The 14,367-nt window shown below is 67.5% G+C and carries 13 protein-coding genes and 1 tRNA gene; 6 read left to right on the top strand and 8 right to left on the bottom strand.

Features of this window, described 5'->3' with window-relative positions; all coding sequences use genetic code 11:
• Positions 1–78: 78 nt before the first annotated feature.
• Both NUV79_RS15505 and NUV79_RS15500 read right to left on the bottom strand, forming a co-directional pair.
• Positions 79–990, bottom strand: a complete 912-nt coding sequence (locus NUV79_RS15505; RefSeq protein ID WP_257734000.1) for a DMT family transporter — start codon at positions 988–990, stop codon at positions 79–81.
• Between the two features lie 7 nt (positions 991–997).
• On the bottom strand, positions 998–2,575 hold the full coding sequence (locus tag NUV79_RS15500) for a serine hydrolase (protein ID WP_257733999.1): 1,578 nt from the start codon (positions 2,573–2,575) through the stop codon (positions 998–1,000).
• 216 nt (positions 2,576–2,791) lie between these two features.
• On the opposite strand from NUV79_RS15500, the gene NUV79_RS15495 reads away from it, so the two are divergent.
• From NUV79_RS15495 to NUV79_RS15485, 3 genes are all read left to right on the top strand, one after another.
• Positions 2,792–3,697 carry a DMT family transporter gene (locus tag NUV79_RS15495; RefSeq protein ID WP_257733998.1) on the top strand — a complete coding sequence of 302 codons (906 nt, stop codon included), beginning with the start codon at positions 2,792–2,794 and terminating at the stop codon, positions 3,695–3,697.
• A gap of 133 nt (positions 3,698–3,830) precedes the next feature.
• Positions 3,831–5,000, top strand: coding sequence for an acetyl-CoA acetyltransferase (locus NUV79_RS15490; RefSeq protein ID WP_257733997.1), 1,170 nt, complete (start codon positions 3,831–3,833; stop codon positions 4,998–5,000).
• A 35-nt stretch (positions 5,001–5,035) separates the two neighbouring features.
• Positions 5,036–6,229, top strand: a complete 1,194-nt coding sequence (locus NUV79_RS15485; protein WP_257733996.1) for an MFS transporter — start codon at positions 5,036–5,038, stop codon at positions 6,227–6,229.
• Between the two features lie 6 nt (positions 6,230–6,235).
• Here NUV79_RS15485 and NUV79_RS15480 read toward each other — a convergent pair whose 3' ends face one another.
• A complete protein-coding gene (locus NUV79_RS15480) occupies positions 6,236–6,508 on the bottom strand; it encodes a BolA family protein (RefSeq protein ID WP_257733995.1) in 273 nt (90 codons plus the stop codon).
• A gap of 96 nt (positions 6,509–6,604) precedes the next feature.
• Here NUV79_RS15480 and NUV79_RS15475 point away from each other — a divergent pair, with 96 nt between their 5' ends.
• A complete protein-coding gene (locus NUV79_RS15475; protein WP_257733994.1) occupies positions 6,605–7,222 on the top strand; it encodes a J domain-containing protein in 618 nt (205 codons plus the stop codon).
• 149 nt (positions 7,223–7,371) lie between these two features.
• On the opposite strand, the gene NUV79_RS15470 is transcribed toward NUV79_RS15475, so the two are convergent.
• The 5 genes from NUV79_RS15470 to NUV79_RS15450 all read right to left on the bottom strand — a co-directional run bounded on the left by NUV79_RS15470 (position 7,372) and on the right by NUV79_RS15450 (position 12,359).
• Complete coding sequence (locus NUV79_RS15470) at positions 7,372–9,357, bottom strand: protein meaA (protein ID WP_257733993.1); 1,986 nt, start codon at positions 9,355–9,357, stop codon at positions 7,372–7,374.
• A gap of 123 nt (positions 9,358–9,480) precedes the next feature.
• Complete coding sequence (locus NUV79_RS15465; protein ID WP_257733992.1) at positions 9,481–10,398, bottom strand: cell wall hydrolase; 918 nt, start codon at positions 10,396–10,398, stop codon at positions 9,481–9,483.
• A 313-nt stretch (positions 10,399–10,711) separates the two neighbouring features.
• Entirely contained in the window at positions 10,712–11,188 is a 477-nt protein-coding gene (locus tag NUV79_RS15460; RefSeq protein ID WP_257733991.1) for a DUF1178 family protein, read from the bottom strand.
• A gap of 54 nt (positions 11,189–11,242) precedes the next feature.
• A complete protein-coding gene (gene grxC / locus NUV79_RS15455) occupies positions 11,243–11,500 on the bottom strand; it encodes a glutaredoxin 3 (RefSeq protein WP_257733990.1) in 258 nt (85 codons plus the stop codon).
• Between the two features lie 28 nt (positions 11,501–11,528).
• Entirely contained in the window at positions 11,529–12,359 is an 831-nt protein-coding gene (locus NUV79_RS15450) for a ComF family protein (RefSeq protein ID WP_257733989.1), read from the bottom strand.
• A gap of 389 nt (positions 12,360–12,748) precedes the next feature.
• Between NUV79_RS15450 and NUV79_RS15445 the strand changes: the two genes are divergently transcribed.
• Both NUV79_RS15445 and NUV79_RS15440 read left to right on the top strand, forming a co-directional pair.
• Positions 12,749–12,824: transfer RNA gene (locus NUV79_RS15445), tRNA-Glu, on the top strand.
• Positions 12,825–12,900: 76 nt separating this feature from the next.
• Positions 12,901–14,148, top strand: a complete 1,248-nt coding sequence (locus tag NUV79_RS15440; protein ID WP_257733988.1) for a DUF6538 domain-containing protein — start codon at positions 12,901–12,903, stop codon at positions 14,146–14,148.
• Positions 14,149–14,367 lie beyond the last annotated feature (219 nt).

Here is a 14,367-nt window from a genome sequence, read left to right as displayed (position 1 = left end):
CTCTAGGACATCGGGTCAATCCGATGTCCCATCAATGGGATCGATCATCCTCTCCGCGCCCGGCGGGCGCGGGATGATCTAGGCAGGCACGACGCTCCGCCTCGTTTGTTCTAGTATTACATTAGTGGCGATGGCGGCGATGACAAGGGCGCAGCCGGCGTATTGCAGCGGCCCCAGCCGCTCGGCGAGCACGAAGGCGGCGATGATCACGGCGAAGACCGGCTCGGCGCAGAAGGCGAGGCCGGCCGGACCGGGCGCGACGCGCGCGAGAGCGAGGATCTGGAACAGGAAGCCGATGATGTAGCCGCCATAGGTGATGGCGACGGCGATCGGCGCGAGCAGGAAGGTCTGGGGCGGCAGGAAGCCGCCCGTTGCCAGCAGCACCAGCCCGGCGACGGGCAGGATGACGACATGCGACCAGAACAGCTTGGGCAAAGTCGGCGTCTCCGCGCAGCGGGCGGCCGCGAAGAACTGCGCGGCGGCGCAGACACTCGCCAGCCCCGCCAAAGCGAGGCCGCGCGGATCAAGCCCGTGCAGGTCCGGCCCGACGACGAGCGCGATGCCGAGGAAGGCGACGAGCGCGATAGCCAGCCTGTCGATGCGGAAGGGGGCCGGCGTCAGCAGCGGTTCGGCCAGCACGATCAGGACCGGGAAGGTGTAGAACACCACAGCTGCCACCGAGACCGGGACGAAGGCGACCGAGGAGAGATAGGCGATGCCGACAAGCGCCGTCGCCAGGCCGAAGAGCAGGACGGGCTGGCGCTCTGTGCGCCGCAGGGCGAGCGAACCACGCCAGACGAGCGCTGCGCCGCCGACGAGGACGAGCATCAGCAGGACACGGTAGAAGACGAGGAGCGGGCCGCTAAGGCCCGCCTGCCCGGCGATCTGGGCGCTGACGATATTGGTGCCGAAAGCGGCGGCCGAAGCCAGCGCCAGGGCAAGCCCTTGGCGCCCGCTCTTGCGATCCCGCTCCGGGTCCCCAGCGTCCAACCCGGCCTCAGGCGTCGCTGGCGGGCTTGGTCTTGGCGCCGGGCTTGGCCGCAGACGGCTTCACGGCGGCTTCCGCAGGCTTCGGCTTGGCCGGCACGGCGCGTGCCGGTGGGGTCTTGATCGGTTGGGTCTTTGCCGGCTGGGCCTTGGCGGCCGCCTGCGCCTTGTCGGGCTTGGCATTGCGTGCGGCCGGCTTGATGCCGGCGGCAGCGCCAGGGCGCAGGCTCGCGGCATTGGCTGCGCCGGCCTGCACGGCGCCTTGCAAGCGCAGCGGACCGGCCTCGAAAGCGTCGCTGGAAGGCTGCACCGGCGTATTCGTCGGCGCGAAGGCATTGGTGCCGCGCGGGATCGCACCATTGCTCGAAGCGGTGCGGCGGGTCGGCGGGACGACGAGCCCGGCCGCGACCGGGGCTTCAGGATCGATGGTCGGAGTGCCGCGCGCGACACGCGAATTCGGCTGCGCCGTCGCATTGGCGGCGAGCGGGGCGGAGGCCGAACCGGGGCTGCGGCCGAAGGAGACCTGCATCGGAACTACCTCGGCGCGGGGGCCGAGCACGACGCGCCCGCGCGGCGAGCGAGTCGCGAGCGGCGCCGCCGACTGGGTGGTGAAGGCGGTGGCGAAGCGGCCGCCATCGGAATCGTTGCCGCTGGTCGCGGTCGCGGCGGCCGCGATCGGGCCGGAGAGATCGGCATCGTCGGCAAGCGCGACACCGCCGCCACGGTTGCGGACTTCGTCGCAGATATTGGGAGCGCGGGCGCCGCTGGGCGGCATCGAGGAGACGCTGTAGCCGGAACCGCCCCAGGAGGCGAAGCCCTCGTCGAGGAGTTGGGCGGCCTTGACCGTGCGGTCGGTGCCCGAGGTCGAGCCCAGCACGACGGCGATCAGCGTGCGCCCGCCGCGGCTGGCGGTGGCGACGACGTTGAAGCCGGAGGCGCAGGTGAAGCCGGTCTTCATGCCGCCGACGCCGGAATAGCGGCCGACCAGCCCGTTGGTGTTGTGCATCACCTGCTTGCCGAGTTGTACGGCCGAGGTGCCCCAGTAGTCGGAATACCGCGAGAAATCATGCATCAGCGCCATGGCGAGCACGGCGAGGTCGCGGGCGCTGGTCTGCTGGTCCGGATGGTCCCAGCCATTGGGATTGACGAAGCGGGTGTCGCGCATGCCGAGGCGCTGGGCCTCGGCGTTCATCATGGCGACGAAGGTCGGGACGTCGCCGCCGACACCTTCGGCCACGACATAGGCGATGTCGTTGGCTGACTTGACCATCATGATGCGCAAGGCGTTGTCGAGCGTGATCTCCGACCCCGGCTTGGCATAGACCTTCACGCGCGGCTGGCTTGCGGCGAGCTTCGAGACCGGGATCGCCGTCTCAAGGCCGAGGCGTCCTTCCCGGATCGCCTTCAGCGCGAGATAGAGCGTCATCATCTTGGTCGTGGAGGCCGGACGCCAGGCCTGGCTTCCGTTCTCACTCGACAGCACGGCTCCGCTGGAGGCGTCGACGACGAGGCTCGTCCCAGCCGAGGCCGGTCCGGTCAGGACGGCGCCAAGGACGAAAGCGGCGGCTGCGAGGCGGGAAGCGATCATCGGGCGGGTCTGAACCTGTCTTGTTCGGAACGGTCTTGCGGATAGCTTGGCCGGTGACGACGGCGCAGGGTTCAACGCGACGCATGCGGCAATTTCGAGACGGCCGCCGCATTCGTCCGCCCTAGAATGCATACCTACCCTCTGCGCAGCGATTTGCCTAGCTGCGGCGGCCGGTCCACAAGCGGCGGGTTCTCCTGCTTTTCTAGGGCTTGTCGCGTGGCTTTCGGCCTTCTCTGGATACCGGCGACCATCGCCGCCTCGCTCCTGCAGACCGCGCGCAACCTGGCGCAGCGCTCGCTGACCGACATCATCGGCGTCGTCGGCGCGACGCAGGTACGCTTCCTGTTCGGCCTGCCCTTCGCGATGCTGTTCTTGGCGCTCGCCTGCCTCGGCCTGCAGCGCCTGCCGCCGGCGATCGGCATGGCCTCGCTCGGTTACACGCTCTGGGGCGCGTTGACGCAGATCGCGGCGACCGCCCTGATGCTGGCGGCGATGCGCGAACGCTCCTTCGCGGTGACGACGGCCTATACCAAGACGGAGCCGGTGCAGGTCGCTGTGTTCGGCGCGCTGCTGCTCGGCGACGCGCTGACGCCGATGAAGTTCCTGGCAATCGCGATCGCGACGGCGGGCGTGATCGTGGTGTCGTGGAAGCCCGGCGAGAAGCTGACCCGTGCCGGCTTGCGGCCTGCGGTGTTCGGCATCGTCTCGGGTGCCTTCTTCGCTCTGTCCGCGATCGGCTTCCGCGGCGGCATCCAGGCCCTGCCGGAGGGCTCGTTCCTGATCCGCGCCTCGACCATCCTCGTGCTCGGCCTCGGGCTCCAGACCCTGCTGCTGGTCGTCTATATGCTGATCGCCGACCGGCAAGCGTTGATCCTCAGCCTGAGAAGCTGGCGCCGCTCGCTTTCGGCCGGCTTCCTCGGCGCCGCCGCCTCGCAATTCTGGTTCATCGGCTTCTCGCTGACGACGGCGGCGAATGTCCGCACGCTGGCGCTGATCGAGGTGCCGCTGGCGCAGATCGCCTCGCGCAAATTGTTCGCGGAGGGCACGAGCCGGCGCGAAATGCTGGGCATGGCGATGATCGTCGGCGGCGTCGGGCTCCTGCTCTCGCTGGCGTTGCAGTGACCGGGCGGGCCGGCTAGTTCTGGGAACAGCCGCCAGCCGATCCGTGCACGGCCACCATGCGCGGATACCGGCTTGCCGGGCGGCTCAAGGCTGCCAAGATAACGTGTAGCTGCACAGTAAGGGAGAATACGCCATGAGCGCTGCGATCGTCGGCTGGGCCCATACACCGTTCGGCAAGCAGGATGCCGAGACCGTCGAAAGCCTGATCGTGCGGGTGGCGGTCGAGGCCCTCGTCGATGCCGGCATCACCGCCGACGATGTCGACGAGATCGTGCTCGGCCATTACAATGCCGGCTTCTCGGCCCAGGATTTCACGGCCTCGCTGGTGCTGCAGGCCGATCCGGCGCTGCGCTTCAAGCCGACCACCCGCGTCGAGAACGCCTGCGCCACCGGCTCGGCCGCGGTGCATCAGGGCGTGCGCGCGATCAAGGCCGGCGCGGCCAAGGTCGTGCTCGTCGTCGGCGTCGAGCAGATGACCAAGACGCCCGGCCCCGAGATCGGCAAGAACCTGCTCAAGGCCTCCTACCTCCCGGAGGATAGCGAGGTGCAGGGCGGTTTCGCCGGCGTCTTCGGCAAGATCGCGGCCGCCTATTTCCAGCGCCATGGCGACCAGTCCGACGCGCTCGCGATGATCGCGGCGAAGAACCACAAGAACGGCGTCGCGAACCCCTATGCGCAGATGCGCAAGGACCTCGGCTACGCCTTCTGTCGCGAGGAGAGCGAGAAGAACCCCTATGTCGCCGGCCCGCTGAAGCGCACCGACTGCTCGCTGGTCTCGGACGGCGCCGCCGCGCTGGTGCTGGCCGACGCGGAGACCGCGCTGCGCATGCGCCGCGCCGTCGGTTTCCGCGGCATGGCCCATGTCCAGGATTTCCTGCCGATGTCGAAGCGCGACATCCTGAAGTTCGAGGGCGGCGCGCTGGCCTGGAAGCAGGCTCTGGCCAATGCCGGCGTGACGCTCGACGACCTCTCCTTCGTCGAGACGCATGACTGCTTCACCGTCGCCGAGCTGATCGAATACGAGGCGATGGGCCTGACCAAGGAAGGCGACGGCGCCCGCGCGATCAAGGAAGGCTGGACGCAGAAGGACGGCAAGCTGCCGGTCAACGTCTCCGGCGGCCTCAAGGCCAAGGGCCATCCGATCGGCGCGACCGGCGTTTCGATGCATGTGCTCTCGGCCATGCAGCTCGCCGGCGAGGCGCCGGAGGGCATGCAGCTCGACAGCCCGCGCCTCGGCGGCATCTTCAACATGGGCGGGGCGGCGGTCGCGAACTACGTCTCCGTGCTCGAACGCATCAAGTAAGCCTGCGAACGGCCGGCAGAAGCGGAACTCCCGACGTGATCGTCTTCATTGCGCTGCTGCCGGCCTATGTCCTCTCGATCTTCTATCGCTCTTTCCTGAGCGTGATCGCCGGACCGGTCATGGCCGACCTCAACATCGGCCCGGCCGCCTTCGGTTTGCTCGGCGCCGCGTGGTTCTTGGCCTTCGCGCTGGCGCAGTTCCCGGTCGGCTGGGCGCTTGACCGGCTCGGGCCGCGCCGGACGGTGGCCTTCGCCATGGCGATCGGCACCGTCGGCGCCTTCCTGTTTACGCAGGCCGGCAGCGCGGCCATGGCTGCCTTCGCCATGGCGCTGATCGGCATCGGCTGCTCGCCGGTCTTCATGTCCTCGCTGTTCCTGTTCGCGCGCAATGCCGCGCCGGAGCGCTTCGGCCTGCTGACCTCGCTGTTCATCGCGCTGGGCTCGCTCGGCAATATCGCGGGCGCCGCGCCGCTCGCCATCGCTGCCGGGCATTTCGGCTGGCGTGGGGCGATGATGGCGATGGCGATCGGCTTCCTCGTCGCGACCGTTCTGGCGGTGGCGCTGGTGCGCGACCCGCCGCCGCGGCCGGCATCGGCCAAGCCCGACGAGGGCCTGCTGCAAGGGCTTGCCAGCATTCTGGCGCTCAAGCCGCTCTGGCTGATCGCGCCCTTGACCATCACGGGCTATGCCATTGTCGCGACGGCGCGCGGGCTCTGGATCGGGCCGTTCATGACACAGGTCCATGGCTTCGATCCCGTCTCGGCCGGCCATGCCGCTTCGATCATGGCGGCGGCGATGATCGCTGGCGCCTTCATCTACGGCTGGCTGGAAAGCCGCACCGGCCGCGCCAAGGCGATCGTCACCTGGGGCACGCTGCTCACCGCGCTCGGCTTCGTCGCGCTGGCGCTCAGCGGCCAGCAATCGCATGTGACGGCGGTGGCGCTGTTCTCGCTCGTCGGTGCGGCCGGCTTTACCTATGCGATCCTGATGGCGCATGCGCGGCAGTTCTTCCCCGAGCATCTGATCGGGCGCGGCATGACCTTCGTGAATTTCCTCTTCATCGCGGGCGCCGGGGCGCTGCAGTCGGTTTCCGGCTGGTTCATCGCCGAGCAGCGCGCGGCCGGGCTCGACGCGGCTACGACCTTCGCCAACCTGCACTGGGCCTTCGCTGCGCTGCTACTGGCCTCGGTTGGGGTCTACGCGCTGTCGCCGGCCCGCCCGAAGCACTAGAGGGGTTTACGCCTCTCCCGGAGCCTTCGCCGCGATTGCAAGAGCGTGGACGCGGTCCGCCAGCTCCTGCGCCAGCGCCGTATTGACGAGGCGGTGGCGCTCCAGCCGGGACTTGCCGGAAAAGGCTTCCGACACGATATTGACGCGGAAGTGAGTCTCGCCGCCTTCGCGCCAGCCACCATGGCCCTGATGCTGGTGTGATTCGTCGATCACCTTCAGCTCCTGTGGCGCAAAGGCCTCGGTCAGCTTTCGCGTGATTCTTTCAGCGATTGCGGTCATGATCGCGCCACCGTTGCCATGATTGTTTCGTCGGTTCGGCGATGTGCTGCATCGCACTTGCCGGCCCTAGCTCCTGCGTCTCATAACCCGTCGATAATGAACATCAACTCACGCCTTTTCGACAGCATCAGGATCGGAGCTTCCGACGCGGAAGCGCCGCTGGAGAGCGACGCGCCGCGTTGCGACCATCCGGGCTGCGCGCGCGCCGGCGAGTTCCGGGCGCCGAAGGGGCGTGGCCGCGAAGGCCAGTTCTTCCTGTTCTGCATGGACCATGTGAAGGCCTATAACGCGACCTATAATTATTTCGCCGGCATGGATGACGAGGCGCTCGCTGCCTACGCCAAGCAAGAGGAGATCGGCCATCGGCCGACCTGGAAGCTCGGCGTCAATTCCAAGGCGGCGCGGATGTCGCAGCGCGGGCGCAAGGCCAATGGCGAGGCGAGTGCTGACATGCATGACGCCTTCAACCTGTTCGGTGCCCGCAACAAGCAGCAGGCGGCGCAGCCGGAATCGCGCGTCGGCATCGTCGCGCGCAAGGCGCTGGACACGCTGGGCCTGGACGACACGGCGGATTCCGCCGCGATCAAGGCCCGCTACAAGGAATTGGTGAAGCGCTTCCACCCCGATGCCAATGGCGGCGACCGCTCGCGCGAGGGTACGCTTCAGGAGATTCTGAAGGCCTATCAGCAGCTCAAGAGCGTGGGGATGGTCTAGCAGGGCAGGGCGCTGTCATCCCGTGCGCGGTGCAGCGCGAAGCGATGCGCCGCAGACACGGGACCGCATGACGAGAAGGTGCCTTATCCTGATGACGGTCCCGCATCTGCGCAGCAGCACTGAGTGCCGCAGCGCGTGCGGATGACCCGCTACCGCTTCGCCGCCAGCCCCGCGACATCGGCGATGATGCCGTCCAGCGCGAAATCCTTCGGTGTATAAACCCGCGCCACACCCATGTTGCGCAGCGCGTTCTCGTCATCGGGCGGGATGATGCCGCCGACCACGACGGGCACGTCCATGCCGGCGACGCGCAGGCGCGCCGTGACGTCGCGCACCAGCGGCAGGTGCGAGCCCGACAGGATCGAGAGCCCGATGATATCGGCCTGCTGCTCCCTGGCCTCGCTGACGATCTCCTCCGGCGTCTGGCGGATGCCGCCATAGCTGACGCTCATCCCTGCATCGCGGGCGCGCACGGCGATCTGCTCGGCGCCGTTGGAATGGCCATCGAGGCCGGGCTTGCCGACGAGGAAGCGCGGGGCGCGGCCGAGCCGCTCGGTCGCCCGCTCGACGGCGGCCTTGGCCGTGGCGAGGCCGGTAGCGTCGCCGAGCTTCGTCGTATCGACGCCGGTGGGCGCACGGTACTCGCCAAAAATCTCGCGCAGGGTCTGCGCCCATTCGCCCGTGGTGACGCCGGCCTTGGCGCAGGCGATAGAGGCCGGCATGACGTTGCGGTTCTCGCGGGCGCTGGCGGCGAGCTCGGCGAGCGCAGCCTCGGCCGCTTTCGTATCGCGGGCCGAGCGCCAGGCCTTGAGCCGGGCGATGGCCTCGGTCTCGACCGAATCCGGCACAGTGACGACGGCGCCGTCGCCAGCCGAGAGCGGGGAGGGCTCACTGTTGGTGAACTTGTTGACGCCGACGACGACCTGCTCGCCGCGCTCGATCGCCTCGATGCGGCGCGCGCCGTTTTCGACCAGCGCCATCTTCATGTAGCCGCTCTCGACGGCGGCGAGCGCGCCGCCCATGTCGTCGATCTTGGCAAGCTCCTCCAGCGCGGCGGCCTTGAGCGCTGCGACCTTGGCATCGACCACGGTCGAGCCGTCGAAGATATCGCCGAATTCGAGCAGGTCGGTCTCATAGGCGAGGACCTGCTGCATGCGCAGCGACCATTGCTGGTCGAAGGGACGGGGCAGGCCCAGCGCCTCGTTCCAGGCCGGAAGCTGCACGGCGCGGGCGCGGGCCTTCTTCGACAGCGTCACGGCGAGCATCTCGATCAGGATGCGGTAGACGTTGTTCTCGGGCTGCGGCTCGGTCAGTCCGAGCGAATTGACCTGCACGCCATAGCGGAAGCGCCGCATCGCCTCATCGGCGATGCCATAGCGGCCGAGCGTGATCTCGTCCCAGAGCTCGACGAATGCCCGCATCTTGCAGAGCTCGGTGACGAAGCGCATCCCGGCATTCACGAAGAAGGAGATGCGGCCGACCGTGCCGGGGAATTCCTCGGCCGAGACTTCCGGTCGGGCGCGGATCGAGTCGAGCAGCGCGATGGCGGTCGCCAGTGCGAAGGAGAGCTCCTGCACCGGCGAGGCGCCGGCCTCCTGCAGGTGGTAGGAGCAGACGTTCGTCGGATTCCATTTCGGCAATTCACTGGCCGTGAACACGACGATGTCGGTGGTGAGCTGCATCGAGGGGCGCGGCGGGAAGACATAGGTGCCCCGCGACAGGTACTCCTTGACGAGGTCGTTCTGGGTCGTGCCCTGCAGCAGCTTGCGGTCGGCGCCCTGCTCGTCGGCTACGGCGATATAGAGCGAAAGCAGCCAGGCCGCCGTCGCGTTGATCGTCATCGAGGTGTTCATCTGCGCCAGTGGAATCTGGTCGAACAGCGCCCGCATGTCGCCGAGATGGGAGATCGGCACGCCGACCTTGCCGACCTCGCCGCGCGCCAGCACATGGTCCGGGTCATAGCCGGTCTGGGTCGGCAGGTCGAAGGCGACGGAGAGGCCGGTCTGGCCCTTGGCGAGATTGCCGCGATAGAGCTTGTTGGATTCCGCCGCGTCGGAATGGCCCGCATAGGTGCGGAAGATCCACGGCTTATCGCGCTGGGCCGTTTCCCGGCCGCCCTTGTCCGTCGCGGTCATGGCGTCTCCCCGTATTGCAGAGCAATCTGAATGTTGCACTGCGGCGAAGATAACGCCAGAGCTTCGGCGATGTCCCGTGCGACGTTAGGCTGACGATGCCGGTCTTGCCCGGAGGCTAGACGCTTATCGCGAGGGCAGGCTGCCCCGGATGTCGGAAGCCTGCAGCAGCGCCACGCGGCGATCGTCCTTCGGCGGGGCGACGAGGGCGCGCAAGGGCGCCTTGGGCAGGTCGAGATCGAGCGGCCGGCCAGGCGGCAACGGGGCGTTCTTGACCAGCGTGACCAGGGGCGTCTCGAGCGCCGGCCGCTGCGGGGCCGGCATCTCGGGCGCGAAGGCGAGCGGCGCCGAGGCGAAGGAGCTCGCCGTCGTTGCCGACGAAGACGCGGTCGTGAGCGGTACGGCGGTGGTGGAGGCCGAGGCGAGCTGGATCGTCGGCTCCTCGATGCGGCGGCGCTCGGGGCGTTCACCCCGCACGTAGAAGGCGTTGCCGCCCGCCACAGTCACGTAATGCATGTTGTTGTAGCCGAAGCGCAGGCCGGCCATGTGGAAATGCTTGGCGGCGCCGACAGCCTCGTTGCGGCGGCCGTTGAGGATATCCTCGGCGATGGCCTCGACCTTGGGCAGGACCTTGTCTGTCATCGGACGGCTGAGCACGCCGGTGGCGAACTGGCGAGGGGCGCCGACGACGCCGCAAATCGTTTCGGGATATTTCGCCGATTCGACGCGGTTCATCACGACGGTGCCGACACCGAGCAGGCCGGATTCGCTCGACCGGTTCGATTCGAAATACATCGCGCGGACGAGGCACTCCTTCTCGCGCGGATCGGCCTTGGCCAGCGCGACCGCATGTCGGCGGGCCTTGGCGGGCTCTTTCGTGGCGGGAGCGGCGGTGGTGGAGGTCGCGGCCGTCTCGACCGGGGATAGGCTGCAGGCGCCGAGAACCGGCGCCGCGAGCACAATCAGAAGCGGGATCGCCTTGCTGCCATGCCGGATTTTCTCACCGGAACGAAGACCATGCGCAGCGATCGCGGTCCGCTTCATGCGGCAACCTCCTGAGTTCCGGACCCGTGATCGCCGAGGGCGGCAAACCGGGATTGCCGGCAAGGAACCGCGAATTCCTTAACAGAAAGTTAATCCGGGACGGAAGGGGGGAGGCGGCATCGGCGACCGTCGAGCGCCTCCAAGCCGGAAATACCGGGCCGATAGCGCCTTGTTACAAAACGAAAAAGACTCTGGCTTCGCGCGGAAAATTTTCGTTCGCGCCGACTCGCCTTGCATGTCGAAACCGTCATGTCGGCGACGACGAAAGTCATGGCGACCGCGGTTTCGTGATCAGGGCCGGCCCGAGAGCGCGTCAGTTCCCCGAGCCCGGCAGCCGCGGCAAAGGCAGGAACTCGACGCCCTCCTCATGCAGCATCCGGGCATCGTCCGGCGTCGCTTCGCCATAGATTGCGCGCTCTTCAGCCTCGCCATGATGGATCTTAAGGGCCTCGTCGGCAAAGCGCTGGCCAACATGCTCGGCATTCTCGCTGACATGCTGGTGCAGGGCCGCCACCATCTCGCGAAAGGCCTTCTCCTTCTCGCTGATCAGCGCAACCGGTGCGGGCGCTGCTGCCACTGGAGCGGAAGCTTCCACCGCCGGCTGCGGCGCCTTCGGTCCGAGATCGGTGCGTGCGACATTAGGCGCCATGACTGCGCGCTCGACCTTCGCGCTGTTGCAGACAGGGCAGGTCACGAAGCCGCGCTTCGCCTGTTCGTCGAAGCTGGCCGAGGAGGCGAACCAGCTTTCGAATTCATGGGCGTGGTCGCAGATGAGAGCGTAACGGATCATGTCGTCATAGATGGTGACGGGATGTCGGCAAGGCAAACGGGTCGCCGGGTGGCGTCAGGCGGCGAGAAGCTTGTCGAGCTCGCCGCGGGCATCGAGGGCGTGGATATCGTCGGAGCCGCCGACATGCTGCTCGCCAATGAAAATCTGCGGAACCGAGGTGCGCCCGCCGGCGCGGGCGGTCATGGCCTGACGCAATTCCGGCTTGCCGTCGACATCGATCTCGGTGAAGGCCACGCCCTTGCGCGTCAGCAGAGCCTTGGCAGCCTTGCAATAGGGGCACCAGGAGGTGGTGTAGATCGTGACCGACGGCATGAGGACGTGTCTCTCGTTGCAATGGGCTTCATGTAGTGACTTCGCGGCCATCCGTCACGACCCGCGCGAAGGTCAACACATCGACGGCGCTCGCGCCCGCCCGCAACAGCGTGCGCGAGGCGGCGTTGACCGTCGCGCCCGTGGTGAGCACGTCATCGATGAGCAGGACACGCCGGCCTTCGACCAGTCCGCGCGCGGTCGCGGAGACCCGGAACGCGCCTTGAAGATTGTCGGCGCGCTGGGGGCGCGTCAGCCCGACCTGCTGTCGCGTCCGCCTGATCCGCGCCAGGGCCGTCGTCACGAGCGGCAATCCGGCCTCACGGGAGACGATGCGGGCCAAAGCCGCGGCCTGATTGAAGCGCCGGCGCCAGAGCCGGGTCCGGTGCAGCGGAATCGGCACAATGAGGTCGGCCTCGGCGGTAAGCTCGCGCCCGGCTTGCGCCATCATCCGGCCCAGCGTCAGCGAGAGCTCGACGCGGTCGCCATATTTCAGGCGATGGACCAGTTCGCGGGCCGTGCCGTCGAAGCGGCAGACGGCGCGTGCCCGGGCGAAGACCGGCGGATCGGCGATCGCCGCCGGGGAGAGCAGGCCGGCGCCGAGATCGACGGGAAAGGGCGTGCCGAGGCGCTCGCAATAGGGGCGCTCGATGAAGCCGATGCCGCGCCAGCAGGCCGGGCACAGGGCCTGCGCCTCGCCGGTCGCGGCCTGGCAGGCGATGCAGCTCGGCGGATAGACGATGCCGATCAATCCGCGCAGGCCGGACCGGAAAGAGAGGCGGGCGCGCCCGACGGAGGCGCGCCACAGCTCCCTTGCCGAACGGGCGCCTTCAGCGACGCTCGTCGTGGATGGCGCGCGCATCCATTCGGGTGTGGCCTCGCCATCGGGCCTTTCGATCCGCCATTCCGGCATGGTTCTGTTGCCGTCCGACCATCTGGGCCGGCACATGCCGGCTTTGGGAAGCCAGCTTCGCGCGTCGCGCCGAGAAGAACAATCGCGGACACCGATCCGGTGATCGATGGGGCCTTGTCCGATTGTCGAAGGGGTCGCATCGTTGGGCCATGTTCGGGGAAACAGCTCGAAAGCACGATCGCAGTGCGATCCAGCGGCGTGGTCATCCGGGATTTCATTGCGTTCCAGGCGGCTTTCTCGGGGTTTTTCGCAAGGCAGGCATCTTTATGCCGTCGCTATGCAAAAAGCTGTTGCAGGGCCGCGGTTGTCCGACTACATAGGCGCCCTCGGCCAGCGCTGCTCCCTTCGTCTAGCGGTCTAGGACGTCGCCCTCTCACGGCGAAAACAGGGGTTCGAGTCCCCTAGGGAGCGCCATCACTTAGGCCGTACCGGCACTTCCGTTGCCTACAGGCCTTGCCTACAGGCTGCCGCTCTCGGTAGTCATGGGGCCATGACGCGCCCGAAGGCCACGCCCAGATCAGACACCCGCTATCTGCAGCTCATCGGTTCGCGCTGGTACGCCCGCATCCCCGTGCCGAACAAGCTTCGGCCTGAGATGGGGCCTTACTTCCGCAAGGCGCTCGACACCTCGGACATCAGTGTAGCCCGTGAGCGGCGCTGGGATGTGCTCTCTGCGGCCAAGGTGAGGTTCGCCAAGGCGCTCGACAAGGGAAAGCCTGTTGGGGCGATGACGGAAGCCGAGGCGTCCTATGCGGCCTTTCGCGCCAAGCTGCGGGAGGAAGTGGGGCCGGCCCTCGTCGTCAACGCGTTCGACGGTGAGGAGATGCGGAACCCCGCGCTAGACGCCCTTGTCGAGCGGCTGGAGGAGGAGGGCGTCACGAGCCGAGAGGTCTGGAGCGCTGTCGAGGATCACGCCAAGGAGCTGGACCCGCTCTCGGACACCTTGAAGGACTACCTAGCGGCCAACCCGAAGCGCAACGCTACGACCACCAAAAACTACGAGACGACGGTCAAGCTGTGGCAGGCCAAGCACGGAGACAAGGCGATCCACGGGGTCACCCGCAAGCAGGCCATTGAGTGGCTGGAGGGTGTCGCCGAGGGGAAGGCGAAGGACACCGTGAAGCGGTACGCCACGGTGATGTCGCATCTCTGGTCGTGGGCGCATCGGAAGGAAGAAGACCCGCCGCGTAACCCGTTCGAGGACCTGCAGAAGGCCGCGAGCACGAAGGGGCGGGAAGCCACTAGCCATGGGCACTACACTGACGATGAGCTGAAGCAGGCCTACGCCGCAGTTGCGGACGACGACGAACTGCGCCCCACCTTCCTGATCTCGATCTACACGGGCTTCCGTCTGGACGAGTGCCTGCGGGCCGAACGGGAGATGCTGCACGGCGTTGAGTGCTTCGTCCTGAAATCGGGGAAGACCGACAACGCCGCCCGAGTGGTCCCCGTTCATCCCAAGCTGAAGGACGTCGTGGCCCCGCAGGGTGTATTGTCGAGTGCCCTCTCGGTGCGCTACGGGCGGCTCATGCGGGACATCGAGATGCCCAAGGGTAAGACCTTCCATTCCCTGCGCAAGGCGTTCACGACCGCTCTGGAGCGGGCCAACTGCCCCGAAGAAATCGCCGCCCGGCTGGTAGGGCACGCTCCGCTCGGCATCACCTACCGGATCTACTCGGAGGGCAGGCGGGCCTCGGAGCTGAAGCAGTGGGTGGAGAAGGTGAGGCTCCCGGTCTGAGTGCCGATGCCGCTGGCAAGAACTCATCCGGCCAGCACTACGCCATGGCGTTGCCTGTACGTGCCCAGTGTGCGCCGCATGCCGAGCTGAGCAGTCGCGTGCTGTCCGCCCGGCTTACGGGAGCTTCAGGCTGTCCAAAATGGACGACCTAGGGAATGGTCAGTTGAACCGCCCCGGCTTCGCGGGAGGCCGTTTGGTTTGAGTCACGCCGCGATGGCT

This window comes from Allobosea sp. 47.2.35, assembly GCF_024655635.1.
Lineage (GTDB): Bacteria > Pseudomonadota > Alphaproteobacteria > Rhizobiales > Beijerinckiaceae > Allobosea.
This window is presented reverse-complemented; position numbering and strand designations above follow the sequence as displayed.